Below are 25376 nucleotides of genomic sequence, written 5' to 3' on the forward strand. Positions count from 1 at the left end.
AGTACATGCTCATGGGTAGGATCGGGGGTGCAATCCTCTTCTAAACGAAGTCGATTTTTCTTGGAGAGCTAAGAGCGCAACACGCACCGACCCAAGCAGAATGCGTCGGGATTATTCAGAGAATGTCGGAGATGGGCAAAACGGACAGCCTACGAAATGCGTCAAGGACCTCGGCGATCGAATTGCAACATCTTCGGTTTGCCGTGGCCGCCAATAACTGTGGAAGTCTTCGGCGTGCCGCGGACATGCTCTCGGTTCGACATTCAGTCTTGAGCCGCTCGATCAGTCAGCTTGAGCATCTAATTGGAGCCACATTGTTCGAGCGTTCTGCCGGAGGAGTAAGGCCCACGTTTGCTGGCCGAGGCGTTCTGAAGATCGCAAACTTGGTCCTGGAGGAGATTGACGCGCTCGTAGAGACAGCAAGATCTAACAGGCAGGGGAAAGCCGGGCGTGTGTCGATAGGCTTCTGCACCTCGATCTCCGTAGGAAACCTGCGCGCCACTCTGATCGAATTCAAGGAGCGCTTTCCCAAGATCGAGCTAGCGACAGTTGAACGCTCGCGAATTCGCTTGATGAATGCGCTTCGAGACGGAACAGTTGATATCGTCATCTGCCCGGGACGCCAGCCCTGCTCAAACGATAATATCCTGTCACTCTGGAGTGAACAGATTCTGATTTCATTGCCTGAGGATCATGCCTTATCCACACGCGAGTTTGTCCTATGGACAGATCTGCGACACGAAACCATTCTCCTCAGTCAGCAGGACCCGGGACGCGAGCTCGAGGATTTCCTGATTTCGAAGCTCGTAGCTCCGGCAGACAGACCCAAGATCGAACGACACGATGTCGGCCGCGGCATCATCAAGAGTCTGACCAGCATGGGACTCGGTGTCAGTCTCGTCACGGAATCAGACACCGGCGCGCGTTTCGCCGGATTGACCTATCGCGAATTGCGCGACGGATCCGGCGCGAGCCGCCTGGACTTTTTCGCAGAATGGCGCGCCGACAACGGAAACCCCGCCCTGAAGCAGCTTCTCAAGCTGCTGGGCGAGCGCTATTCCTCCCCTTCCGTCGGAGAGTGACCGGTGCGCCGTAGCTTTGCAAATCCCCGGTCTGTTGCCATGAACCGCGCCAGCATCGGCGCGACCAGCTTACTCGGGTCGGCGACGGATTGGCCGGATTCGCCTGCAAGGGCTTTCGCATAGGCGACGAGATCTCGATGCACGGCAGCCGGCAATTCAACGGTGACCTTGACAGGCTTGTCATTTGGAAGCGCCCCAATCTTGAGTTTGGCCATCTTCATTCCTCACCCTCTGTAAGGCTCTAATACGAGGTCGCGATTGACGATCACGCGAACCGGGAAACCCGGCCTGATGGTTAGCGTTGGCTGGATGTTGAGATTGCGTTGAACAATCTTTTGGCCAGTCTGATTTAGGCTATCGCTCGATCCGCGGCGAAGGGCTTGGATGATGTCACCGTTGTTGCCGGTGTCGGAGCCGGCTCCCACTTCGCTGCCGACTGCCAGTAACGTAGACAGGAGTGCCGCCTTGAAGAGAGCGTCCCAATGATTGTCGACTTCGTCTTCCAGGCCAGCATAGCCGCCTGAATCCGCGCCTGGTTGGCGTTCGAGCACGATCGAACGGCCGTTCGGCATGATCAAGCGTGTCCAGACCAGCAGTACGCGTGACTGACCGAATGCGATCTGGCTGTCATAGGTTCCGATCAAACGGGCTCCCTGCGGGATCAGCAGCAAGCGACCGGAGGGTGTGTCAAAAACATTCTCGGTCACTTGCGCCGTGATCTGCCCGGGCAGATCTGAGCGAATGCCGGTAATGAGAGCTCCCGGAATAACCGTCCCTGCCTGAACCACATACGGCGAAGCTGGTTTCGTGACGCGATCCGGGCTTGTGGTACGGCGATCGACCGACGCATTGACGAAGGCAAGTTTGCGATCCTGGCCGTTCTGCGCAAAGCCGTCGTCAGTTCCCGGCTTGGACGATGGAGCGGCTCGGTCCACGCTCGAAGCCTGGGCCGCAGCGGGCATCGTCTCGCGAATATTGGTGGAGGCGAACAAACGGCTCACGCGCGCAGCTTCGATCTCCTGGTCGCGGCGCTGCTGCTCCTGATCGAAGCCAGTCGTGGTTGTGGTTGGCGGCTGTCCCTGAGCGGCAAGGATTGGCCGGCCGAGATCACCAGGAAGCGGTGGGCCCAGCGAGGGCACCTGACGCGGAACGGCAGCATAGTCCCGCGGCAATCCGGCGAGGCCATCAGCGACGTTATGATGATCGGTGCTGTAGAGTTCGTCCGGCGCGGTCCCGCGGGAGCGGTTGTTTTGGAGAGCCCAAAGCACGGCACCGCCAACAAGAACCAATGCAACGGCGGTTCCTCCCGCAAGGACCTTACGGGACAGCCGCGTGACGCGGGGGTGATCTGCCCTCAACCGGAACCCGTGCGCCAATTCTTCCGACCTGTTCGGCTCGCCGGGCTGCTCGTTAGTGTCATCGCTCTGAAGGGTGCTCATGACGACGACCTCCCATTGGTCCGGACAATCCGGACTTTCTGCTGGTGCTCGCCACCGAGCCGCAACTCCGCGGCCGCAAAGAGCCGATCGACGATCAGGACGTTGCCGTAGGCGCGGTAATTCACGATCTCGGTCTTGCCGTCATGGCCAATGACGAAGAGAGGCGGCATCTCGCCTTGAACGATGCCCTGCGGAAACTCGATATAGACCTTGCGGCCGTCGTCATAGGCGGTCAGCGGCCGCCAGGGCGGACCGTCGCCCTCAATGGCATAGCGGAAACGACGCTGCGTCGGATCGGGCAACACTGGCGTCAAAGCCACGGGCCGCACCCTGCCCGGCCGGTCCTCCGGATAATACCAGGCGACTGAAGGCATATAAGGTTTCTCGCGGGAGCGTAGCTCGATCAGGTAGGTGCGCCGATCGGTGTTGACGACAAGATTGGTTTCGATCGAAGCGCGGGTCGGCTTCACCAGAATATGGACGCGGCGGGTATCTCCGTTGCCGCTCTCAGTATCGCCGACGACCCAACGAACGGTGTCGCCTGCCGCGACCGGACCCGATCCCGTGAGTTGTTCGCCTTCCTCGAGCGCGATATCGGTGATTTGTCCGGGCGCGGCGTAAACTTGGTACAGCGCACCCGGACTGTAGGCGTAGACCTGTGCGGCGTTAAAATATCCCTTTTTGCGCGGTTCGACCCGAGCCGCGCTGTTCGCCGTCTCGACCCGACTTACCGGCTCGATCTCCTCCTTGGTACCGGACTTACCGCCAAGGGCCGGTTTCCACAGTGGCGGGACATGAAGCGGCCGCGGCTTGTCGTCGGCAGGCACGGGCGGCTGAGGCAATGGCGGAACATCACTGTCGTAGCTAATCTCGGGCGGCGTAAACGTGGAGCAACCACCTAAAGCCGAAACGCACACCAGCAGTGCTGGAAGTATCGCCTTTCGGAACGCCGAACCATCCGATCTGAATGAGACGGGGCGACAGCATGAAGCAAGGCGGGGAGAAGCCATCTTGCGAAATAGCGTATTCACTGCCCAAGCTCCTTCGACCAGTTGATGGCGTGGACGTAGACGCCAAGGGGATTCTTACGCAGCCGATCGGCATCGCGCGGCGTCTCGATCACGACGCTGAGAATGGCAGTCCAGCGCTCGGTTGAACTGAGAGATCCGTTGTCGTAGGCGCGCTGAACCCAGGCCACACGAAAACTCTCCGTCGACGCGCGAATAACACTGGATACCTCGACCGAGACCTGCACTTTGCCGAGCCTGGCAAAGGGATCGTTGGTGCGGGCGTAGTCATTGAGAGCGGCAGCACCGCGATCGGTCGTGAAGTCGTAGGCGCGCAACCAGTTCTGACGCAGCACGATGGCGTCAGTCGGCAGACCCCTGACATCCTCGATGAATCGCGCCAGGTGATAGGCGATCTGCGGATCTGTCGGCTGGTAGTCTGTATTGGCCGGTGCCACGCGCTGAGCTTGGCCAAGACGATCGACCTCGACCACCCAGGGCGTGATCGTGCCTTGGGTCGATTGCCAGACAAGGCAGCCGGCGAGACCCGTCGACAGCGCGAGGCATCCAAATGCCATCAATCGCCAGTTCTTTGCCTGCACGCGGGCTGACCCGATACGGTCGTCCCAGACTTGCGCTGCTTTTTGATAGGGCGTAACCGGCTCGGGTGTGCGGCCGTAGTGAACGGATGGACGTTTGAACATCAGTGGTTTCCTTCAGAGAGATCGATCGATGCGCCGCCTCCGCCATGGTCGCCCGAGCGAACGGCATGGCTGACGGCTGATGCGCCATGGCTGACGGTCTGGGCACGCTTCATGCGCCGCGCCCACTCGGGCGGACCATCCGGCGCGGTGTTCCCGGTCTCGGCACCGGCGCCCGCTGTGGTTGGCGCCTGCCCAGCCGATTGAGCGCTGTTACTGAGAGTTGCCGCGGCCCGGCGCAGCGGGCTTGCCACTGCCGAGAGCCCGGCATCGGCGACACCGCTGAGGCCGCCACTGCGATAAGCCGCGGACGCACCGCTTGTGAGCATGGCGCCACCTCGCGCAGCTCCCGCTATCGCTCCCCCGGCCAGCCCGGCTCCGCCGGCAGCGAGACCAGCGCCGGCAGCAACGATGCCGCCCGCTGCAAGTCCGGTGCCGACCGCGGCACCCGCGCCGAGCTGAGGTCCGCCGGACACCAAGCCGTTGGCGATCCCAGGGCCAAAAATGCCGAGACCGAGCAGCGTCAATGCCGCGAGCACCAGCGCCATAGCGTCTTCGATGGTCGGCTGGCCGCCGTTGAACCCGGACGTGAACTGGGAGAACAGAGTCGAGCCGATGCCGACAATGACGGCAAGAACCAGGACTTTTATGCCTGACGAGACGACGTTACCGAGCACACGCTCAGCCGCAAATGCAGTCTTTCCGAACAAGCCGAAGGGAATCAGCACGAAGCCGGCGAGTGTCGTCAGCTTGAACTCGATGAGGGTCACGAACAGCTGGATCGCCAGGATGAAGAAGGCAAGCAGCACCACAACCCAGGCGAACAGCAGAACGACGATCTGGACGAAGTTTTCAAAGAAGCTGATGTACCCCATCAGACCGGAGATCGAGTCGAGGATCGGCCGGCCGGCATCGAGGCCAACCTGGGCAATTCGACCCGGCCGCAGGAAATCCGCGGATGATAGGCCAGTGCCGGACGCCTTCAGCCCGAGACCGGCAAAGCTCTCGAACACGATACGGGCAAGATTATTCCAGTTGCCGATCAGGTAGGCGAAAACGCCGACGAACAGCGTCTTTTTGACGAGCCGTGCGATCAGATCATCATCGGTCCCCCAGCTCCAAAACAACGCCGCGAGGGTAATGTCGATGGCAGCCAACGTCGTTGCAAGAAAGCCAACTTCGCTGCCCAGAAGGCCGAAGCCAGAATCGATATAGCGGGTATAGGTATCGAGGAACTGATCGATCACGCCGGTGCCGGTCATGGCTTACTCGCTCTCCGGGAGGGCCACCGATGGGTAACCGTGCGGCATGCGGCTCTGATCTTTTGGCGGCAACTCAGACGGTGGGCTGGAGAGCGCGTCACTGCCAGCGGGAGCCGTCGCACCTCCCTTCTGACCGAAAAACCGGCGTCGGTTCTCGGCCCAGATCTGACGACAGTGGTCGTAGGTTGCCGTCTGTTCCGGCGTGACCGTCCGGCAGCGCGCCAGGCTGGAAGCGAGGGCGCCCGCGGTCCGTGGGCTCGCCGAATTCGACGCCGTTTCGGCGCCATCGCCGCGGAGTTGGATGGCGCACGCCGCCATCACCAACATCATGGATGCGGCTGCCGCGACGACTGGCAGTCGCTTGAACCTGCTGAACGCGCTCATCAATGAAACATCTGCACGTTTGAGGATTGATAGCCTTGGCCCGGCGTCAGAAACCGCCGCAGCTGCTCGCGGCCCTGATCCTGCGCCGCCGCGCGTTGAGCCGCCTCAAGGCTCTGCGCCCTGCCCTGCGCTGCAACGGTCGCCGTGAGATCGGCGAGTTGCTGAGCCTGAAGTGCCAGGATCTGGTTGCCGGCCTGTGTCGCCTGCAGCGCGCCGCTTGCGCCCTGGCTCGATGTTACGAGCGCCGACGTCTGGGTGCGGTTGGTGTCGAGGTTGCCGACCACGCCGGCCTGCACACGCAAGGCGTCCTGCAGCGCGGCGACCGAGTTCTGCCAACGCGATTGCGCGTTGGTGATGAGCGCCTGATTGGATTGGCCGCTTGTCGCCGGCGCATAATTGGTCGAGAATGCGCGGTCGATCTGCTGTACGTCATAGGCAATGCGCTGGGTCTGAGCGAGCAGTTGCTGGGTACGTTGGATCGACGATTGAAGTTGCTGCAGCGACGAGTATGGCAGGCTCGCCAGATTCTTCGCCTGATTGATCAGTGACTGCGCCTGGTTTTGCAGTGACGTGATCTGGTTATTGATCTGCTGCAGCTCGCGCGCCGCTGTCAGGACATTCTGGGCATAGTTGTTCGGATCGAAGACGATCCACTGCGCAGATACCGGCGACATCGCAGCAAGTGACAACGCGATAGCGCTGACCGCCGCAGATAAGCAAAGACGTCTCATGACGATGTCTCTAGATTGCCCAGATTGGGGATGAGATCAGTGGCCCACGAAGCGTCGCGGTGTCGGAGCCAGGCGGGCACGAAGCCGTCGCGACCGTGTTCTGCGAGCAGTCGTTCGATTGAGGCCTGATCGATCTTGGAAGAGGCCGCAGTAAAAGCGAGTGCGACTTCGCCCAGCCCCAACTCGAACATCCGGTTGCCGCGGCGAGACTGGCAGTAGTAGTCGCGCTTCGGTGTTGCCCGGCTCAACAGCTCGATCTGCCGGTCGTTGAGACCAAAACGACGATAGATCGCCGTGATCTGCGGCTCGATGGCGCGTTCGTTCGGCAGCAATATGCGGGTCGGACAGCTCTCGATAATGGCAGGCGCAATCGCTGAGCCATCGATGTCCGAGAGCGACTGCGTGGCGAAAATGACGGAAGCGTTCTTTTTCCGCAACGTCTTCAGCCATTCTCGCAACTGCCCAGCAAAGTCCTCGTCATCGAGCGCAAGCCAGCCTTCGTCGACGATGAGCAGGGTTGGGCGGCCGTCGAGGCGATCTCCAATGCGATGGAAGAGATAGGCCAGGACTGCGGGGGCCGCGCCCGTGCCGATCAATCCTTCGGTTTCGAAAGCCTGAACCGATGCTTCGCCGAGGCGCTCGAGTTCGGCATCCAGCAGCCGGCCATAGGGCCCGCCGAGGCAATAAGGTTGCAGTGCCCGCTTTAGCACACTCGACTGCAGCAGCACCGACAAGCCTGTCAGGGTGCGCTCCTGGATTGGCGCCGAGGCCAGCGACGTCAACGCGGACCACAGATGATCCTTGGCCTCCGGCGTGATCTCTATTTTTTCCCGCGCCAAGATCGCGGCGATCCATTCGGTCGTCCAGCCCCGCTCAGAGGCGTCATCGATCCAGGCCAGCGGCTGCAGCGCAACAGGTTCTGACGCATCGTCCGACAGCGCCCCACCCAGGTCGTGCCAGTCGCCACCCATGGCGAGTGCAGCCGCCCGGATCGATCCGCCGAAATCGAAGGCAAAGATCTGCGACCCCGGATAGCGGCGGAACTGCAACGCCATCAGCGCCAGTAGCACCGACTTCCCGGCGCCGGTCGGGCCAACCACCAGCGTATGACCGACATCGCCGACATGGAGGGAAAACCGGAACGGGGTCGAACCCTCGGCTTTTCCGAACAGCAGTGGCGGGCCTGCGAAGTGATGATCCCTCACCTCGCCGGCCCAGACCGCCGATAGCGGAATCATATGGGCCAAATTGAGGGTCGAGACGGGTGGTTGCCGGACATTGGCATAGGCATGTCCGGGTAAACTGCCGAGCCAGGCTTCGACAGCGTTCACCGTCTCAGTCATCGAGGTGAAGTCGCGCCCCTGGATCGTCTTCTCGACCAGACGCAGCTTCTCATCAGCCGCGCGCGGGTCGTCATCCCATACGGTGACAGTCGCCGTGACGTAGGCTTCACCGATCTGGTCGGAGCCAAGTTCCTGGAGCGCTGCATCGGCGTCCATCGCTTTGTTATGAGCGTCGGTATCGAGAAGCGTCGATGCCTCGTTCGTCATCACCTCTTTGAGGATGGCGGCGATCGACTTCCTCTTGGCGAACCATTGCCGACGAATCTTTGTCAGTAATTTCGTGGCATCGGTCTTGTCGAACATGATCGCACGCGTCGACCAGCGATACGGAAAAGCCAAACGATTCAGTTCGTCGAGTATTCCGGGCGTCGTCGCGGTCGGAAACCCGACGACAGTGAGAACACGCAGATGCGACGCACCTACGATCGGCTCGAGGCCGCCGGTCAGCGGCTGATCTGCCAACAGCGCATCGAGATACATCGGGATCTCGGGTACCCGAACGCGGTGGCGCTTCGTCGACACACAGGAGTGCAGATACGTCAGCGTCTCCGGGTCATCCAGCCAAGCGCATTCGGGCATAAAGCCCTCGACTAGTTGGAGCACCCGATCGGTGCGGTCGACGAATCCGCGCAACACTTCGCGGGCGTCGGCGTTCTCGGTCCGATCGCGGCCCTCATACAGAAACCGTTCCGCCCGCGCTGCGTCCTCGGGCGGCGGTAGATAGAGCAATGTGAGGAAATAGCTCGACTCATAGTGAGCTCCCGCCTCCTCGAACTGGGCTTTTCGCTCGGCGTCGACCAGGGCGGACGCCACATCCGGAAACGTGCTTGCCGGATACCGGAATGCGGCATGGCGTTGAGCTTCAACAAAAACGGCCCAGCCCGAACCGAGACGGCGCAAGGCGCTGTTGAGGCGGCCAGCGACGGCGACGAGTTCGGCGGGCACTGCGCTGTCGAGATCCGGTCCGCGGAACCTTGCAGTGCGCTGGAACGAACCGTCCTTGTTGAGGACGACGCCCTCCCCAACCAATGCGGCCCAGGGCAGGAAATCCGCAAGGCGGGTGTTTGAGCGGCGGTATTCGGCAAGATTCATCATGACTGAAAACTCAAATGCAGAGATGACCGGGAATGCGCAGATGACGGCGCACCACATCGACGAAGGCGGGATCACGCTTGGCAGCCCAGACCGCCGCCGCATGCCCGATAGCCCAGAGTAGGAGACCAGCGATCCAGAGCCGCAGACCGAGACCAAGGGCCGCGGCGAGCGTGCCGTTGACGATGGCGACCGCCCGGGGCGCGCCACCCATCAGGATCGGCTCGGTCAGCGCGCGATGCACGGGCGCGACGAAGCCAGCGACGGGCTCGTCCATCAGATCAAGACCCCGCCGCCAAACGAAAAGAATGACAAAAAGAAGCTCGATGCGGCGAAGGCGATCGACAGGCCGAACACGATCTGGATCAGCCGGCGAAAACCACCGGAGGAGTCGCCGAATGCAAGGGTGAGACCGGTGACGATGATGATGATCACCGCGATGATCTTGGCGACCGGCCCCTCCACCGATTGCAGGATCTGATTGAGCGGCTGCTCCCACGGCATATTGGAGCCGGCAGCCCGAGCTGGAGCGGCCGCGAATAGAACCATGCCTGATACGGTGAGCGACAGGGCGCGCCGAGAAAGAGATGATCGAGGTCTCATGTTTGGTCTCCTGCTGGTGAAAGGCTGTAGTCGCCGGCTGGTCCGAGCCCGGTGACGCGGGCGAGTTCGGTGAGACGACGATCCGCGCCGCGGCCGGCTAGCACGGCGACGATGTTGATGGTTTCAGCGATCAGGGCGCGCGGAACGGTGATGACCGCCTCTTGAATGAGCTGCTCGAGCCGGCGCAGTGCGCCGAGCGCCGTCCCGGCATGAATGGTGCCGATGCCGCCGGGATGGCCGGTGCCCCAGGCCTTGAGGAGATCGAGCGCTTCGGCACCGCGAACCTCGCCGACGGGGATGCGGTCCGGTCGCAGACGAAGGGATGACCGCACGAGATCTGACAGTGAGACCACGCCGTCCTTGGTACGTAACGCCACGAGGTTCGGCGCTCTGCACTGCAGTTCGCGCGTATCCTCGATCAGCACCACCCGGTCGGCGGTCTTGGCGACTTCCGCAAGAAGTGCGTTGGTCAACGTGGTCTTGCCCGTGGAGGTGCCGCCAGCGACCAGAATGTTGCTGCGTACGGCGACGGCGCTGCGCAAGGCCTCAGCCTGCTCCGAGGTCATGATGCCGGCAGCGACGTAGTCGTCGAGCGTGAACACGGCGACCGCTGGCTTGCGGATAGCAAAGGCCGGGGCCGCGACCACCGGCGGCAGCAGACCTTCGAAGCGTTCTCCGGTCTCGGGCAGTTCAGCGGAAACGCGCGGCGCACCAGCATGCACTTCCGCGCCGACGTGGTGCGCCACTAGCCGAACGATGCGTTCTCCGTCAGCCGCCGAGAGGGTCTCTCCCGTGTCGGTCAAGCCGTTCGATAGCCGGTCGATCCACAACCGGCCATCGGGGTTGAGCATGACCTCGACGATCGAGGCATCCTCCAGGTATCGCGCAATCGCGGGGCCAAGCGCACTACGGAGCATGCGCGCACCGCGCGAGATCGCCTCTGCCTGAGCCGAATGAATTGCCACCGCAGCCCCCACCAATGAAGCCGCGTGAAAAGCGCCCTCAGATGAGGATGATTAGAAAAGGCAGGAAGTGGCCCGGCGCAACAATGCTCCCGGGACGATCGTAGCTTGGCGTAGAAAGAGAAAGACTCGGCGAGATGAGTAATACCGAAGACGCTGCTAACGACGTCTTGGCCACGAAGATTCTGGCTTCTGGGAATTCCATCAGGTCCGGTCGTCCGGTTTTTCGTTCGCGATGTCGTTCGGGATCTCGCGTAGGAAATTCTGGCCCTTCTGTAAGCGGCGGCCAAGCGTCTCGATAAAACCTTCAAAACGCTCGCGGCCCTTGATCTGGGCGGAGGCCTGCGCGTCGTTCGGCAAGGGTGGCGTGATCGTCAGCCAGAAGCGGACGAACAGGGCCAGCGTTTCCGCAGTAACCCCAAGGTCACGTTCGAGACGTTGGACCTGGCGCGACAGCCGGTCGAGACGGCGCGCGAACGCCGCCTCGCGCCGATCCTCCCCGTCCGGAGACAGAAACGAGGTGACGGCTGCTTCCACGATCGCCGATCGAGAAAGCTTCTTGCGGTCGGCAAGATCGGCGATCTGCTTCAGAAGCTCCGGTGGGAAATACACATTCATCCGGTCCCGCATGGTCTCACAACTCCATACCGTCATTCGGGTCGAGCGAGACCTGGCGGGCGATGCCACGCATCTGCTGGCGCAGAATGCGGGCCTGACTGGCGGCATCGTCCGACTCGTCGTCGAGTACGATGGCAAACTCTTCCGCCGGCCTCGGGTCGGTCGTCTCCTTGGCGATGGCGACGTGATCGGGAAGCTCGGGTTCGCGGCGCAAGCCGCTATTGGCGGCATCCTGTTCCGCCTTCTGGATCGCACCAAGCAGCACGGCGTCCGGTATCTGCGGTGTTAGAGCTGACCACCCATCCGTCCGTGACGACCGGCCGGACTTCGCCGGATCGGGTGGCGTCAGCACCCGCTCGGTGAAACGGTCATCCTCGTAATAGCGAGCTTTCTTCGCCCGGATGGGGGGCGTACCAGCAACCATGACGATCTCGTCAGTGGGCGGGAGCTGCATCACCTCGCCCGGCGTGAGCAGCGGTCTTGCCGTTTCCTGCCGCGAGACCATGAGGTGGCCAAGCCATGGATTCAGCCTGTGACCAGCATAGTTCTTCATGGCGCGCATCTCGGTCGCTGTACCCAGCGCATCGGAGACACGCTTCGCCGTGCGCTCGTCGTTGGTGGCAAAGCTGACGCGGACATGGCAGTTGTCGAGGATCGAGTTGTTGGCGCCATAGGCTTTCTCGATCTGGTTCAGGGATTGCGCGATCAGGAAGCTCTTGATGCCGTAGCCCGCCATAAAGGCCAGCGCGGATTCGAAGAAGTCGAGCCGGCCAAGCGCCGGGAACTCGTCGAGCATCATCAGGATGCGGTGACGGCGATCCTTCGCATGCAGATCCTCGGTAAGCCTGCGGCCGATCTGGTTCAGCACCAGGCGGATCAGCGGCTTGGTCCGCGAGATATCGGACGGCGGCACCACGAGGTAGAGGGTCGCCGGTCGCGGATCGGCGATCAGGTCGGCAATCCGCCAGTCGCAGCGGGACGTGACCGCGGCGACAACGGGATCGCGGTAGAGCCCGAGGAACGACATGGCAGTGGAAAGCACGCCCGATCGTTCATTGTCAGACTTGTTCAGCAGCTCGCGTGCGGTCGAGGCAACGACGGGATGCGGCCGCTGTTCGCCGAGGTGCGACGTCGTCATCATCGCCTGCAGCGTCGTCTCGATCGGCCGCTTCGGATCAGAGAGGAACGCGGCGACGCCGGCCAGTGTCTTGTCCACCTCGGCATAGAGGACATGCAGGATCGCGCCGACGAGCAGCGAATGGCTGGTCTTCTCCCAATGGTTCCGCTTATCGAGCGATCCCTCCGGGTCCACCAGCACATCGGCGACGTTCTGGACGTCACGCACCTCCCATTCGCCGCGGCGGACCTCCAGCAGCGGATTGTATGCCGACGACTTGGCGTTGGTCGGATCGAACAGCAGCACCCGGCCGTGCTTGGCGCGGTAGCCGGCGGTGAGCTGCCAGTTCTCGCCCTTGATGTCGTGGACGATCGCCGAGCCTGGCCAGGTCAAGAGAGACGGCACGACCAGGCCGACGCCTTTGCCGGAGCGGGTCGGAGCAAAGCACAGCACATGCTCCGGGCCGTCGTGACGGAGATAGTCATGGCCGAGCTGGCCCAGCACGACGCCATCAGCGCCAAGAAGCCCGACTGCCTTCACCTCGCCTGGTTCGGCCCAGCGCGCTGATCCATAAGTCGCGACGTTCTTTGCCTCTCGCGCCCGCCACACCGACATGCCGATCGCCGCCGCAATCGAGATGAAGCTGCCGGACGCAGCTATGAAGGCGCCCTCGACGAAGACCTGTGGCGCATAGGCGTCGTAGATGTACCACCACCAGAAGAAGACCGGCGGATAGTAGACCGGCATCCCGGCGAGTTCGAACCAGGGCCGTCCGAGCTCGGGCTGGAAGCCGAGCCGCCACGCCGTCCATTCGGTGGCGCCCCAGATCGTGAGCAACACGATCAGGAAGACGACGGTGATCTGGCCCCAGAGGATTTTGGTCGCGGACATGGCGAACGTCCTTGTCTGTGATTGAGGGTTGTGGAAACGATGGAGCTACAAGCCAAGGTCTCGTTTGCGACCAAAGGTCCACTCGATGCCGCCACCGCCCTTGGTGACGCCGGCGACGTGCTGGCCAAGCTTCTTGTCGATCTCGCGCGACCAGGGCACGAGTTGGAAGCCGAGGCCGTTGTCGATCATGGCGAAGCGGCCGGAGGCGAGCGTGAGGCGCTGGCGAAAGGTGCCCGCCACATGCTCGCCGGTCGCGGGCTTCATGTGTGGCAATCCCGTCTTGGCTGAGAGTTTTGCACCCACCGCGTCCAGTTCGCGTCGACGCAAGGTGTCGAGGAGATCGCGCTGCATGATGACGCGCTGACCCTGCCGCCGAGCGAGCCCTTCGCCTGCGAGATGTTCGGCACGAGCCTGTATGGCGTCGCGCGCTTCGCGACCAAACCCACCCATGGCGAGCGGCATCGGATTGCTCTCAACGAGGCGATGGTCGATCCAGGTCGCGCCAGGTGCGGTGATCTGTTGGTTGAGGTCGAAATCGCTGCGGTTGGCGAGCACCAATGTCGGGCGCTGGTCGTCCGGTCCGCCAAAGCGGCGGACCTCGACGATTCCGCCGATCGGCGGGGCGTGCTCGAATGCCTCGATGCCTCGGAACCGAACGTGGTGGGCGCGTCCGTCCGCGCCATCGATCACGGCATAGGCCTCGCCCGTCAATTCGTCATGGAGTCCCCTGTCGACGAGCCGGCCGATGATCGGCGATCCCGGCTTCTCGCCATCGATCGCATAGTCAGCAACGCCGCGGGCCTCCCCGCGCTCCGTGAAGGCGCGGTGCATGGTCTTGATGATGTCGCCGCGCATGCCGAGGTCGCGGAGACTGCGCTCGGCCTCCAGCCCGACCATCCATTCGCCGGGGCCGGCTGGCGCGGCAAGGCCCCTCTTCTCCAGGTGCTGGAGCCGTCCGATCATGAGGCGACGGATTTCGGGGTCGGCTGCGCCGGGATTCTCGGGGCGTAGGTCGATGGCGCCGGTTTCATCGGCGGCCAGGCGGATCTCGACGTCGAGCCGCGTCCACCGTTCGGCCATGATCTCCTTTTCCAGGGCGTTGCGGATCTCGTGCTCGGGCTTCGGACCAAGTTCGATAGACGCCAACTCCTCTGCGCGCGAGCGCAGGCCCCGGCTGATATAATCTCGCGAGATCACGAGGTCGGCGCCGATCTGATCGACGCCGCGCACGAGCAGATGGACATGCGGATTGTCCGTGTTCCAGTGATCGGCGGCGACCCAATCGAGCCGAGCGCCGAGATCGGCTTCCATTTGCCTGGCGAGATCGCGCGTGAAAGCTTTGAGATCGGTCATCTCAGCGGCATCCTCGGGCGAGATGATGAAACGGAAATGATGCCGGTCGTCCCTACAGCGATCCGCGAAGGCTGCGTCGTCGGTGCGGTCACTGCCGGCGCCAAACATCACCGCCTTCTCACTGTTACGGGTGACGCCGTCACGCTTCAGATATGAGAGATGGGCGGTCAGCGGCGCGGAACGGAAGGATCGTCCCTGGTGACGAACGACGCGCGCCTTCACCACTACGCGGCGGGCCGGGCTGAACAGGCGATTGCGGCTAAAGCTGATCCGGCCGCGCCCGAAGGTCGAGCGCCCGTAGCTCGATGAGCGCTTAGCTGCAGCCGCGTGCGAAGGGGTGTGACCGGCCTTCTTCGCCGCACGCAGCACCTGGTTGATGAAGCTCTTGGGCTTTGGCGCTCGCGTACCGCGGATGCGGCCAGACCGGATGCGTAAATCGCTGTCGCCCGCGCTCACGGCAACGGCTCCAGGGACATGAAATCGCGGATAGTGCCGAAAACACTGTTGAATTCGTTGGCGAAAGCATCCGGCGCGGCACGCGCCCCGACCGACCGGCACGGCCGAACCCAAGCCATTCCAATGGCTTGTGGTTCGACCGGCGAGCCGCTTTTATCTCGCCGTCCTGCCGTCGTGGTCTCCCGGTCGCCGGTTCCCGAATGAGCCGCCGCGACTTGGCAGCCAACTCGCGAAGCCCCCACTGCTTCCGAGCGCTTGCGATAGCGATCGTTACCCGAAGGGCCGAGACACCCGAAGGGTGGCTCGGTAAGGAGCAAAGCGACGAGTAGAGCGCGGGCCGAAGGCATCGCCCATACGCCATCGGCTTGCGAACCCGCACACTTGGTCATTGCGATGCTCTCGAATTCGATCGAGGGACGAACATGCCAATTGGCCTGGGAACCATGGGCGAAACATCGGGCGCCGAGATTGCGGTCGTGGCGCCGCTCAATGGCATGAGCACCGACAACCGATCGCGCGTTCTCGTGAGATCGGATCGCGTGACGAATAGCGTCGCGGCTGCTGATGACCGCCCGCGCGACGTCCACCTCGGCGGCAGCTCGATCGCAAGCAGATTGGCAAGCTTTTCGACGTAGGCTCGCGTCTCCTCTGGCAGAGAGCCGCCTGCGAGATGCTCTTCATAGCGAGACGGTCCCGCGTTGTACGCGGCAAACACGCCCGGCGAGCCATACCGATCGAGCAGTTCGCGCAGGTAGGCCGTGCCGGCCAGGATGTTATCGTGCGGGTCGTAGGGGTCGTTCCCGAGATTGTAGCGCTCGCGAAGTTCCGCCCAAGTCGCCGGCATGATTTGCATCAAGCCCATTGCGCCTTTTGGCGATCTGGCGTGCACGTCACCAGCGCTCTCGATGCTTTGGACTGATCGGATCCAGTTCGGCGCAATCGCAAAGCGTTGTGAGGCTTCCTTGATGAAACCGGCAAACATGTGAGTGGTGTGACTGATCGCCGGCTGGGCGGCTGATCCGCTCTGGGCCAAGGCAGCCGTGTCAAACGCGGTCAGAAGAAGCATCAGGGGCACGACAGCACAAACGCGCGTGCCCAGCCGACCCAAGCGCGCGGTCGGGCTCGCGCCAGCCTTGCAGACATCGATCGAGACGGAGGAATGATCCCGCAATCGATCGAACAAGGGAATCGCGTGGAGAACACGTCGAATACGCACGATCATTCCTCCCAAGTCCACACCGGGATCGTACGGCCGATCACGCTAGATGCCGGAAGAAATCCAAAATACCGGCCATCAAGAGAGTCGTCCGACTGCCAGTTCATCAGAAACAGGTCGCCGTCGCCGACGACGCGGCAGCCCTGCCATTTCGGCAGCGGCCTGCCTCGTCTATCGTGATCCTTCGCCTCGCCCACCGCGACGTCGTCGACCGAAATCGTGAGGCCGGTTCTGCAAACACTCTGCCCCGGAAGGGCGAGCACGCGCTTCAGCATCGGGACGCCAATTGGGAGATAGCCGTTAAGGTCGAGGAAGGTCGCGAGCGGCTCCGGCGGCTGCACGGCGACCAATTCAGTGACTTGGAATTGGTCCGCCGGTCGGAGGCGGTAGAGACCGATCGGCACGCTCGCGGATGCGTTCCAGATGTAAAGCGGAAGCGGCTCCAGGACGATCGTCGTGATGAGTGCAGCAGCGGTCCCAAACGTCACGAATAGTATCTTCAGGCGCCCTGTCATCGCGTCACCCTTTGACGATGCAGCCAAGCCTGGTGGCGTGCCTTGGTGTAGGAACGCGGGTTTTCGTTGACGGACAGGCGGTTATGAACGTGATGCCAATGATCAGGCGCCACATCAGCTGGATCGATGCCGAGTGCCTCAACCGCATCGGTCATTTGCAGCACTCGCTCGACCTTCGGCCAGCCAGACAGACGCAGCAAAATCTCTCCGCCGGGTGTCACATAAGGGACGGTCGAGCAGCGCCGTCCCGGAGCGACTGCGCGCAAGATGTCGATCCGCGAAATGATCGTCCCAAAGTCGTTGGAGGTCCATCGGACAAAGGCAAAGATGCTGCCTGGCGCGAATGACAGGACACGCCGATGGCGATCAAGCTTCCGTTCCTTGACGATACGACCGAACCGAATCCGGTTTTCGATGCGCTTCTCGAGCCAGAGCACTTCCACGTCGGTCAGGTCGCTCATGCCGCCGCTCCCCGAAGCCGGAACTGGGAGCCGCGAACTTGGCGTTCGGCGAGGAGCGTTTGCGGCTTGCAAAGCCAAACAGGACTGGCGACCTGCGGCCGGTCGCCTCCAACGCAGCTTTCGGCTTGGTCCGTTAGAAGAAATCCGAAGGATTTCTGGTTAGTAAAGTTAGAGCGACCGGAAAGCGCGGAGAAACAAGCTCTTAAGCTCGCTTTCGGTCCCCGATAGCACGAGGATCGGGTCCCCGATAGCACGAGGGCTGCGGTCCTCGATAGCACGAGCTGATTCACAGGTTGTCCTCCGAATTTGGAACGAGACCGCGCCGGCGCAGGCGTGCCGTTAAGGGATCAACAGGCGTTGGCGTGAAGTTCAGCCGCTCGGTGCCGTTCGGATCGCGCGTCAGCGCGAGCTGATAGCCGGGCAATGTCTGGCGCTGGACAATCCGGCGTACGTCGTACGCAAAATGCTTAAGCGGCGAGAGGATGCCGGACTTCGCATGAAGGTGTACAAGATCAAAACTCCAGCCACCGTCCTGCCGACCGCCATGCTTGCGCACGAGCCGATAGAGCCACCGCTCAAGTCCGCCCGTCAGATCGAAATAGGCGCGATCGATCGTCAGCACGAGCGCGTCATCGATCACTCCCGCGTAGAACCAATCCGGGAGGATCAATTCGAGCCCGAATGGACGTCCGTTTGCATCGGCGGTTTCCTTCCACTCGTTGATCCAGGAGAAGCGATGCCGTCGCCGCTCAGCCGGCTGGCGGATCGACGTCAGCACGGTCGTTGACTGAAGTCTGTCAAGACCAGCCTTCAGGCGGTCATAGTCACGTGCGCTGGTGCCACGGCCGACGAATGTCAGAATCTCGTAAGGCGTTGCAGCCATCAGGCGCGATGTATTCAAGCCGGCGTCACGCGCTTCGACAATCTGGGACGCAGCCCAGATCAGAACGTCGGCATCCCAGATGGTCGCCATGCCGTGTTCCGGCACGGCTTCGACACGAACTGAGATTGCGCCGGCACGGAAGTCGATCGGCACAACGCGCTTCGTTTTTGCGAGCGAGAAGAACGGATAAGCCATCAGATCCTGCGCATCGCGGGGCGCGAGATCACCGGGCAGCGCCCGAAAGAGCTCAAGCTGGTCGCGCTCGGAATGGTGTTTGCGCCGCATAGTCACTGCTCTCACGCGGCTATCAGCGACGTTCCTGACCTGCGTAGGGACGCAGGGCCGGATGCTTCTTAGCGGGCAGCACGGTGCCCTTCCCGGGATCTGACGTTGACGTTTTGGAGCCGAGATCGGCCCACGCTTTCAGGTCATCGACGGCGTAGACAACACGTCCGCCGATCTTCCGATACGTCGGTCCAGTACCGTACGTGCGGTGCTTCTCGAGCGTGCGACCGGAGAGGCCAAGATAGCGCGCGGCCTCAGGTGTACGCAGGAAGCGCGGGGGAAGACCGGCCATCGGATCGGGCATTTGAGAACTCCAAGAGGACAGCGCACTACGCTTGGCGGTGCCAGCGTGTGTGCGGTCATCATGGAGAAGCAGGTTCTCGGAGGGGGATGCCGAAGTTTCAGGAGGCGATTTTCGGCACCCCTCGGGGACTGCGCTACTCGTCCCTGCGCCCGGGCCGGAGGAGTTTGCGGTAACCACCGCGCATCAACGCGAGACCGCCTTGCACCAAGCGGACCGTTCGATTGCGCAGATCATGAGTCTTCCAGGCACGATCGGGGATTCGCTTTCTGCCGAAGAGCGCTTCGGCGATAACGCGATAGCTTCCGCCGGCGCTGTGAGCGTCGAGCGCACGGATTGCGGCGCTCAGGCGTTCGCGCCGGTGTTTAGATAATTGGTGAAAGGCAGGGCCTGGCGCGCGTCCATTCATCGCGCGCCACAGCCGGCGGGCTGCATACGCACGTGCGTTGAAATCGTCGTCAAACGGCAGATCGGCCGCATATGAAGCGCCGACCACCGGCGGCTCTTTGGACCAGACACGGTGATCTACCGCGCTGATGCGCAGCACGGCGTGCCAGCCGTCGGCGGCGCGCCGCACCTGACCTACTGCAAGGTCAAGCAGCGGTTGAGACGCTGAACTGCGATCGGCGGCCCGGGCAACCTTGATCGGAACGACCGCCGCTAGAACCTCAGGCGCCCAAAAAATCGTCTGCTCGTCGAACGACCTCTGCGGGTCATGGGCGAAAGCAGAGGCCCCACCTCCTCCTGAATTCCTCGGTCACTGCACCGTCTGGGCTGCTTGTGATCATCGCTGCGTACTCACGCCGATAGTCGGCGTTACGGCGAAGACATTCCCAGGCGATGTCGGTGACTTCGGCGTCTTGTAGTCTCTTGTAGGATTCCGGCGACCGCCAGTCGAATTCAGGCATTGCTTCCGCCCCATTGCACCCTGCTAACAAGGATTGCGGCGCAATAGGTATGAACGAGGCGGTTGTGGGAAGACCCTAGTTTGGCACCACGTGGTGCCCCGGAATGACCACCCGTTAGCAAAAGAAAATAGTTCTGGCTGCAAGTCGTTAGCCGGCGATTTTCTTCTATTTGGAGCCAGTGCCACGTAATAGGCGGCCCTGCTCAGTTACCCATCTCGCACGCGCAAGGTGGCTCTGATATGCGCTCCGCGCACGGTCCGGCTCCCGCACCGGATCGATATGCAGGACGATTCGAGCGACTTCCATCCAGTCAGCCCCGTCGCTTTCGGCCTGCAGAAGGCGCATGTAGGTCACCACATGCCGCTCATCGTAGGCAGTGAGAATTTGATCTGCAGGTGCAGCATCGGCGACGTCTGGGTCGAGCGGCAGCTTTCTCATGAGACTCCACGCCTTAGATTAGACAATTTCTAACACGCGGGCCGGAAGGAGCAGAAGCGTTAAAGCTGTCGCAGGAGCCGTCCGAAGGGCGTTTTGTCGAGAATACTCCGTGGTGAAATACTCTTCAAGGACATGCCCTCTCGCGTATGGATATACGCGAGGTACTTGCAATCAATTTGCGGAAGCTCCGGCAGGCCCGTGGTTTGTCACAGGAGGAATTGGCTCATCGTGCTGAAATTGACCGCACTTATATCAGCGCACTCGAGCGAAGCGTTTATGCGGCGGGTATCGACGTTGTCGATCGGCTCGCGCGCAGCCTGGGTGTCGAGGCCGCCGACCTGCTCACTCGGCCGCCCGCAAGCGCCAAGAGAAAGACTCGGGGGCAGGCCGAGTGATGGATGTCGAGCCGCTCGATCCGGCCGCTCACTGATGCCTGGAAGGATGAGAAGCCCCGCCCGGCGGACCGGACGGGGCTTGGCGAAGTGGACCTACTCGCCGCTCTTGCGCGGCCGCGACCAGAGTAGCGTGTAGCCTTCACCGCCCTCGTCATCGAACAGGTTCGCGTAGATCGGCGCGTTGAACGAGGGGTCGTCGAGCTTGAGCGAGAGGTAGTCGCGGCCTTCCTCGGAACGCTTCGACCAGGCTGCGCCGATCTCGGCCCGGCCCACGTAGATGCGGTGGCTCGGAGCGTTGTCGTTGGACCGGTTGGTCTCGGCGACGATACGGACGCCCTTGGCTTGCAGGCTCAGGGTGACGATCTCGCCCTGGAAATCGTTGCCGACCTTCTTGAAAGAACCGATGTTAGCCATGTCACTTCTCCTGTTGTGTTTCGAGCCCGCGACCACCGCGGCCTCGATGGCGATCTAGGGCCGAGGACGATCGGCGACGCACCCGCTCGGGCCGGAGCGCAGCGGAGGACGCCGTTGTCGCGACTTTCTTGTCTCGCGAGGAATGGGCGAAGCCCAGGGGAAGAAAGTCGCATCAAAGGCGTTGCGGCTCAGACGATCGAGGCGAAGCCGGTCTTCGGCCAGATCAAGCCATCAACGAGGCCACGTGCGTCCGCGTGCTGAACCACAATCTCTGGAGAAGCTTGGCTATCTCGGTTTTGATGAACAAGAGGCCGGAACGATTCAGAGGGGAAAGAGAAACAATCTCCTGCAAAAGGCAGCATCGTCTCCCAAGAACCGATCGAGGTAACATCGCTCTGCCGCGGCTGGGTGGGCCGGACCGAATGCCGGCAGCTTGATTGAGGAGTTCCGAGGAGGACTGCCTCTCCCGCGCTCATGTTTCGATCATCTCCCGTTCGCCGCGCCGATCTACGCACCTGTTCGATGAAGGCGGGAAACGGTCATCGCTCGGCCAATGCGGCCGTAAGAACTGCTTAGGACAGGTTCTCCACCACCCCGCCCGGCTCCAACGGGCGGGTCTCCGCCAAAACCATCAAGCGCGTCCATGACGTAACGCCAATGCAAACCGCGCCCAGGCAAGCGAAGACCTCACGCCAAGCCAGCGAAGGCACCCCGATCTGGGACAGGGCGAACACCATGTGATAGCCGGCTCCGGCGGCGGGGACAGCGAATGCCGTCGCGATCGCGATGCGCAAGGCCAAGGACCGGGAAATAGCGACGGCAACCTGGCCGAGGACGAGCGTCAACGCGCCGCCGGCCGTTCCGAGAAGCAGCGCGCCGATGAGGCCGGCACCGCTCTGAAACGCCGTCATCCCGATACTCAGTGCGACGAAAAACGGCAGGGCATACACTGCGAGTGCGAAAATCGCCCAGCAGAAGAGGCCGATGCCGAGTGTGTTGAGAACAAGCCCAATAGCGAGCATGGTGGTGGCTCCATGTGCATAGATGTACCAGTTGCGCCTTCCACCACCACCACGGCGCAACTCTGGATGTGAGACCGAAACGAGGCGGAGTTGCGGCGTGAGCAATTTCGCCTCAAAGACTCAGTCGAGCAGACGGCGCTCACGCGCCGCCGAACATCCAGACCGGGATGCCGAGCCGCTTCGCCTTATCGGCCAGGTTGTCCTGGATTCCAGTGCCCGGGAAGTGCATGACGCCGATCGGCAGGATTTCGAGTATGGCATCGTTGCGCTTGAAAGGTGCTGCCTTGGCATGTTTCGTCCAATCAGGCCTGAAGGCGATCTGAGGCACCTTGCGGATCGTCGCCCATTTGGATGCGATCAGTTCGGCACCCTTCGGGGAGCCGCCATGGAGCAGGACCATGTCGGGATGCTTGGCATGAACCTTGTCGAGACGATCCCAGATGAGGTGGTGGTCGTTGAAGTCGAGCCCTCCGGTGAGCGCGATCTTCGGCCCAGCGGGCAGCATGACCTCGGTCTCGGCGCGGCGCTTGGCCGCGATGAAGTCGCGGGAGTCGATCATCGCTGCGGTCAGCGTACGATGGTTCACTAGCGATCCTGATCGGGGGCGCCAGAATGAGCCGGTGTGAGTCTCGAAGCGCTCTATGGCCTGATCACGGAAGAGCTCCAGGCAGTTGCGGCGCTCAATCAACGTGATACCTTCCGCCGTGATGCGTTCGAGTTCGACGGATCGAACTTCGGAACCGTCCTGTTCGCGCTGACTCTTCTGTTGCGCCTGTTCGTTGTCGTCGAGTTGGCGACCGATGCGGTCGACGGCACGATGGAACAGGTTGACTGTCGACCAGAGCAGATCGTCGAGGTCCGGCTCGAGCCGCGTGTCGCTTAACGTGGCGACCATGGCATCGAAGATGTCAGCGACGGCACCGGTAATGATCCTGCCCTCGGGAAGCGGCCGTGGATCGGGCTGGTCGTCGAAGGGGCGGTAACCGAAGAGCTGCAATTCGGTAAGAACGTGTTCGGTCGCAGATGCAGCGTGCGGCGGTTCGATGTCATCGTGATCGGTCATGGAGGCGATCCTTTGCCGGATCGGCCGCGACCATCGCGGCCTTCGTGGCGATCACTCAGACGGCGGGCGGAACGGGCCAGAACCCGGAGCAGAGCGGAGGGCCGAAGCGCAGCGGAGGATGGCGGAGGCCGGCTATTTTGCTTCGCGATGCAAAGCGCGCTCGCCGGATGGCTAGTATGACTTCTCGTCGCCGGCGCGCGGCGGAAAATAGCCGGACGCAGCCATTGCCGGCCCGAGCCGCTTGCCGTCCGATCGCCCTCTAGAAGGCCGTGGTTGCGTCCTCTTCCGGCAGTGGCCGCAGCGCGACCGACCTGTCGACGCCCATCGAATTGCCGGGGCTATTCCGCGGTTGCCATCGACGAATGCAGGAAACGGACGACGTCCTCCGGTACGAGTTGCAGTAGCAACGCTGCTCGGAGGGCCGCGAGGCCGAAGATGTGCAGATCTTCGTTGAAGTCGCCCAGCCGGGGCGACAATGCGATCGCTTCAATGCCGGCGGCTTCTGCGCGCTGGGTGAGAATAGCCTGTACGGCATCTCCGGCGGCATCTGCGTCACGGGCGATATAGAGTCGGCGTAGGCCAGGCGGCAGCAACATGGCTGAGAGGTGATTGGCCGAGAGAGCAGCGGTCATGGGCAAGGTCGGCAGTACATAACGCAGCGACAGCATGGTCTCGATCCCCTCGCCCGCAGTGAGCACGTCGTCCACCACGCCGAAGCGAACGGCGTTACCAAGCAGGTCGCCCATGGCCCGTCGTGGCGTGTCGATCGGGGCCTTGCCGAGCCGCACGCGATCAAAGCCGTGTGGATCTAGCCAGGTGCGATGCACGCCGGTGATCCGTCCCTCGAGGTCCGTGACGGAGCCTATCATCGCCGGCCAGGTTTCAGTCGGCAAATGCTCGTCCGGTCGGTAGTAGCAACGTGGGTGGAAGCGCAGGCTACCACCATGTTGGATCTGGCTTATTCCCCGACGTTGCAAATACGTTTCCACCAACGTCCCTTCGATCGGACCGGATATCGCAAAAAGTCGACGGGCGGCTTCTTGCGATCCGGCCGGCACTACTGGACGAACGGGTCTCGGGAGTGATTGCTCCTCAGAACGAGGCAGCTTCAGAAAGCGCCTCGCCTCCTCGGCAACCTCGCGGAAGTCTCGCAAGGCAAGGCTTTCGCGGATGATGTCCAGGAGATCGCCATGCTCCCCGGTCGCGGCATCCGTCTTATGTTCAACTGCACATAAGACGGAATATGTTGCGCCGAGAGTTATGTTGCGCATTTGCGCTTGGATGCTGTCTCATGGACGATTGACAGCTTCTACGCAACATAATGTCAGAGCGTTGCGGGAGGTTGCATGATGCCCCGCGACGCTTCCGAACTTGCACGCCGCCTCGCCCGTAATGCCGAAGCGGTATGCCGCCACTATCTCTCCAACGGGCGGCGCCAGGGCCACTACTGGACGGTGGGCGATGTTCGCAATACGCCCGGCCGATCGATGTTCGTCCGGCTCAGTGGACCGGACTCCGGTCCCGGCGCTGCTGGGCATTGGACCGATGCCGCCTCGGCCGAACATGGCGATCTGCTCGACGTCATCCGCGAGAGCTGCGGTCTCGTCGATTTCCGCAATGTCGCCGATGAGGCACGGCGCTTTCTAAGTCTGCCGGGCGCCGAACCGCGCCGAATCCCAAAGCCCGCTCGCACACCCGTCCCCGCCGGATCGCCGGAAGCAGCGCAGCGGCTCTTCGCCATGTCGCAGCCGATCCGCCGGACGCTCGTCGAGACCTACCTGTGCAATCGCGGCATCGAGACTATCCACGATGCGGGCGCGCTGCGGTTCCATCCGCGCTGCTACTATCGTCCGAACGACAGTTCGCCGCCTGAGACCTGGCCGGCGATGATCGCCGCCGTCACCGACCTCGACGGCAAGCTCACTGGTGCACACCGGACCTGGCTCGATCCGGAAGGCTTCAGCGAGGCCACGCTCGGCAAGGCGCCGGTCGACACGCCGCGACGGGCGATGGGCGACCTGCTCGGCCATGCCGTCCGCTTTGGCGCGGCCGACGACGTCATCGCTGTTGGCGAAGGCATCGAGACAATGCTGTCGCTGCGCTGTGCGCTGCATGCCATGCCGATGGTTGCCGCGCTCTCGGCCAACCACCTTGCCGCCCTTCTGCTCCCGCCGACGCTGCGTCGTCTCTACATCGCCCGCGACGCCGATGCCGCGGGTGACGCGGCGCTGGCGGCATTGACCGAACGCGCCGAAGCAGCGGGCATTGAGGCGCTTGCCCTGTCTCCGCGGATGGGCGACTTCAACGAGGACCTGCGCGCATTCGGCCTCGGCGCACTACGAACGGCATTGCGCATCCAGCTCGCGCCGCAGGATGGCGTTCGGTTCATCCGCCGGCGAGCGGCTAGGACGGGGTGACAGATGGCGTGTCTGGG

At 62.5% G+C, this 25376-nt stretch carries 29 protein-coding genes; 3 read left to right on the plus strand and 26 right to left on the minus strand.

Annotation, left to right across the window (positions count from 1 at the left end; translation table 11 throughout):
* Nucleotides 1–122: 122 nt before the first annotated feature.
* Nucleotides 123–1082, plus strand: a complete 960-nt coding sequence (locus ABIA90_RS44625; protein WP_354122216.1) for a LysR family transcriptional regulator — start codon at nucleotides 123–125, stop codon at nucleotides 1080–1082.
* Here ABIA90_RS44625 and ABIA90_RS44630 read toward each other — a convergent pair.
* The 22 genes from ABIA90_RS44630 to ABIA90_RS44735 form a co-directional block, all read right to left on the minus strand.
* On the minus strand, nucleotides 1055–1297 hold the full coding sequence (locus ABIA90_RS44630) for a DUF2274 domain-containing protein (protein WP_247457959.1): 243 nt from the start codon (nucleotides 1295–1297) through the stop codon (nucleotides 1055–1057). The genes ABIA90_RS44625 and ABIA90_RS44630 overlap by 28 nt on opposite strands.
* Nucleotides 1298–1306: 9 nt before the next feature.
* Nucleotides 1307–2521 carry a TraB/TrbI/VirB10 family type IV secretion system protein gene (locus tag ABIA90_RS44635; RefSeq protein ID WP_247457960.1) on the minus strand — a complete coding sequence of 405 codons (1215 nt, stop codon included), beginning with the start codon at nucleotides 2519–2521 and terminating at the stop codon, nucleotides 1307–1309.
* Nucleotides 2518–3531 carry a P-type conjugative transfer protein TrbG gene (trbG, locus tag ABIA90_RS44640; protein ID WP_354122225.1) on the minus strand — a complete coding sequence of 338 codons (1014 nt, stop codon included), beginning with the start codon at nucleotides 3529–3531 and terminating at the stop codon, nucleotides 2518–2520. The genes ABIA90_RS44635 and trbG overlap by 4 nt, the downstream gene beginning before the upstream one ends.
* Nucleotides 3532–3548: 17 nt before the next feature.
* Nucleotides 3549–4232 carry a conjugal transfer protein TrbF gene (trbF, locus tag ABIA90_RS44645; protein ID WP_354122215.1) on the minus strand — a complete coding sequence of 228 codons (684 nt, stop codon included), beginning with the start codon at nucleotides 4230–4232 and terminating at the stop codon, nucleotides 3549–3551.
* Nucleotides 4232–5491, minus strand: coding sequence for a P-type conjugative transfer protein TrbL (trbL, locus tag ABIA90_RS44650; RefSeq protein ID WP_354122214.1), 1260 nt, complete (start codon nucleotides 5489–5491; stop codon nucleotides 4232–4234). Before trbL ends, trbF begins: the two co-directional genes overlap by 1 nt.
* A 3-nt stretch (nucleotides 5492–5494) precedes the next feature.
* The gene (trbK-alt, locus tag ABIA90_RS44655) at nucleotides 5495–5875 is read right to left on the minus strand and encodes a putative entry exclusion protein TrbK-alt (RefSeq protein WP_354122213.1); all 381 of its coding nucleotides are present in this window, start codon (nucleotides 5873–5875) and stop codon (nucleotides 5495–5497) included.
* Nucleotides 5875–6606, minus strand: a complete 732-nt coding sequence (trbJ, locus tag ABIA90_RS44660) for a P-type conjugative transfer protein TrbJ (protein WP_354122212.1) — start codon at nucleotides 6604–6606, stop codon at nucleotides 5875–5877. The genes trbK-alt and trbJ overlap by 1 nt, the downstream gene beginning before the upstream one ends.
* Entirely contained in the window at nucleotides 6603–9044 is a 2442-nt protein-coding gene (trbE, locus tag ABIA90_RS44665; protein ID WP_354122211.1) for a conjugal transfer protein TrbE, read from the minus strand. Before trbE ends, trbJ begins: the two co-directional genes overlap by 4 nt.
* 10 nt (nucleotides 9045–9054) lie before the next feature.
* Complete coding sequence (locus ABIA90_RS44670; protein ID WP_354122210.1) at nucleotides 9055–9318, minus strand: VirB3 family type IV secretion system protein; 264 nt, start codon at nucleotides 9316–9318, stop codon at nucleotides 9055–9057.
* A complete protein-coding gene (locus ABIA90_RS44675; RefSeq protein ID WP_502916698.1) occupies nucleotides 9318–9644 on the minus strand; it encodes a TrbC/VirB2 family type IV secretion system protein in 327 nt (108 codons plus the stop codon). Before ABIA90_RS44675 ends, ABIA90_RS44670 begins: the two co-directional genes overlap by 1 nt.
* Complete coding sequence (gene trbB, locus ABIA90_RS44680; RefSeq protein WP_354122223.1) at nucleotides 9641–10561, minus strand: P-type conjugative transfer ATPase TrbB; 921 nt, start codon at nucleotides 10559–10561, stop codon at nucleotides 9641–9643. Before trbB ends, ABIA90_RS44675 begins: the two co-directional genes overlap by 4 nt.
* A 249-nt stretch (nucleotides 10562–10810) precedes the next feature.
* A complete protein-coding gene (locus ABIA90_RS44685; RefSeq protein ID WP_354122209.1) occupies nucleotides 10811–11236 on the minus strand; it encodes a CopG family transcriptional regulator in 426 nt (141 codons plus the stop codon).
* Between the two features lie 4 nt (nucleotides 11237–11240).
* Nucleotides 11241–13232 carry a conjugal transfer protein TraG gene (locus ABIA90_RS44690; RefSeq protein WP_247457966.1) on the minus strand — a complete coding sequence of 664 codons (1992 nt, stop codon included), beginning with the start codon at nucleotides 13230–13232 and terminating at the stop codon, nucleotides 11241–11243.
* A gap of 45 nt (nucleotides 13233–13277) precedes the next feature.
* Complete coding sequence (locus ABIA90_RS44695; RefSeq protein WP_247457967.1) at nucleotides 13278–15041, minus strand: DUF3363 domain-containing protein; 1764 nt, start codon at nucleotides 15039–15041, stop codon at nucleotides 13278–13280.
* A 385-nt stretch (nucleotides 15042–15426) separates the two neighbouring features.
* Complete coding sequence (locus ABIA90_RS44700) at nucleotides 15427–16263, minus strand: lytic transglycosylase domain-containing protein (protein WP_502916697.1); 837 nt, start codon at nucleotides 16261–16263, stop codon at nucleotides 15427–15429.
* Nucleotides 16260–16772, minus strand: coding sequence for a S26 family signal peptidase (locus ABIA90_RS44705; RefSeq protein ID WP_354122208.1), 513 nt, complete (start codon nucleotides 16770–16772; stop codon nucleotides 16260–16262). Before ABIA90_RS44705 ends, ABIA90_RS44700 begins: the two co-directional genes overlap by 4 nt.
* The gene (locus ABIA90_RS44710; protein ID WP_354122207.1) at nucleotides 16769–17233 is read right to left on the minus strand and encodes a DUF2840 domain-containing protein; all 465 of its coding nucleotides are present in this window, start codon (nucleotides 17231–17233) and stop codon (nucleotides 16769–16771) included. The genes ABIA90_RS44705 and ABIA90_RS44710 overlap by 4 nt, the downstream gene beginning before the upstream one ends.
* Before the next feature lie 286 nt (nucleotides 17234–17519).
* Complete coding sequence (locus ABIA90_RS44715; RefSeq protein ID WP_354122206.1) at nucleotides 17520–18401, minus strand: replication initiator protein A; 882 nt, start codon at nucleotides 18399–18401, stop codon at nucleotides 17520–17522.
* Nucleotides 18402–18423: 22 nt separating this feature from the next.
* The gene (locus ABIA90_RS44720) at nucleotides 18424–18705 is read right to left on the minus strand and encodes a helix-turn-helix transcriptional regulator (protein ID WP_354122205.1); all 282 of its coding nucleotides are present in this window, start codon (nucleotides 18703–18705) and stop codon (nucleotides 18424–18426) included.
* Between the two features lie 133 nt (nucleotides 18706–18838).
* A complete protein-coding gene (locus ABIA90_RS44725) occupies nucleotides 18839–19279 on the minus strand; it encodes a DUF2285 domain-containing protein (protein ID WP_354122204.1) in 441 nt (146 codons plus the stop codon).
* A gap of 136 nt (nucleotides 19280–19415) precedes the next feature.
* Nucleotides 19416–19610: a transcriptional regulator domain-containing protein gene (locus tag ABIA90_RS44730; protein WP_354122203.1), complete on the minus strand. Its 195-nt coding sequence runs from the start codon at nucleotides 19608–19610 to the stop codon at nucleotides 19416–19418.
* 165 nt (nucleotides 19611–19775) lie between these two features.
* On the minus strand, nucleotides 19776–20048 hold the full coding sequence (locus tag ABIA90_RS44735; protein WP_354122202.1) for a DUF2285 domain-containing protein: 273 nt from the start codon (nucleotides 20046–20048) through the stop codon (nucleotides 19776–19778).
* A 146-nt stretch (nucleotides 20049–20194) separates the two neighbouring features.
* Between ABIA90_RS44735 and ABIA90_RS44740 the strand changes: the two genes are divergently transcribed.
* Entirely contained in the window at nucleotides 20195–20443 is a 249-nt protein-coding gene (locus ABIA90_RS44740) for a helix-turn-helix domain-containing protein (RefSeq protein WP_354122201.1), read from the plus strand.
* A gap of 93 nt (nucleotides 20444–20536) precedes the next feature.
* Here ABIA90_RS44740 and ABIA90_RS44745 read toward each other — a convergent pair whose 3' ends face one another.
* From ABIA90_RS44745 to ABIA90_RS44760, 4 genes are all read right to left on the minus strand, one after another.
* Nucleotides 20537–20857, minus strand: coding sequence for a DUF736 domain-containing protein (locus ABIA90_RS44745; protein WP_027562526.1), 321 nt, complete (start codon nucleotides 20855–20857; stop codon nucleotides 20537–20539).
* A 572-nt stretch (nucleotides 20858–21429) separates the two neighbouring features.
* Nucleotides 21430–21879, minus strand: a complete 450-nt coding sequence (locus ABIA90_RS44750; RefSeq protein ID WP_354122200.1) for a hypothetical protein — start codon at nucleotides 21877–21879, stop codon at nucleotides 21430–21432.
* A gap of 139 nt (nucleotides 21880–22018) precedes the next feature.
* Nucleotides 22019–22942: a DUF2493 domain-containing protein gene (locus ABIA90_RS44755; protein ID WP_354122199.1), complete on the minus strand. Its 924-nt coding sequence runs from the start codon at nucleotides 22940–22942 to the stop codon at nucleotides 22019–22021.
* 338 nt (nucleotides 22943–23280) lie between these two features.
* Nucleotides 23281–24213, minus strand: a complete 933-nt coding sequence (locus ABIA90_RS44760; protein ID WP_354122198.1) for a DUF7146 domain-containing protein — start codon at nucleotides 24211–24213, stop codon at nucleotides 23281–23283.
* Between the two features lie 78 nt (nucleotides 24214–24291).
* On the opposite strand from ABIA90_RS44760, the gene ABIA90_RS44765 reads away from it, so the two are divergent.
* Nucleotides 24292–25359: a DUF7146 domain-containing protein gene (locus ABIA90_RS44765; protein WP_354122221.1), complete on the plus strand. Its 1068-nt coding sequence runs from the start codon at nucleotides 24292–24294 to the stop codon at nucleotides 25357–25359.
* Nucleotides 25360–25376 lie beyond the last annotated feature (17 nt).

This window comes from Bradyrhizobium sp. LA6.8, from assembly GCF_040547935.1.
Classification (GTDB): Bacteria; Pseudomonadota; Alphaproteobacteria; order Rhizobiales; family Xanthobacteraceae; genus Bradyrhizobium; species Bradyrhizobium barranii.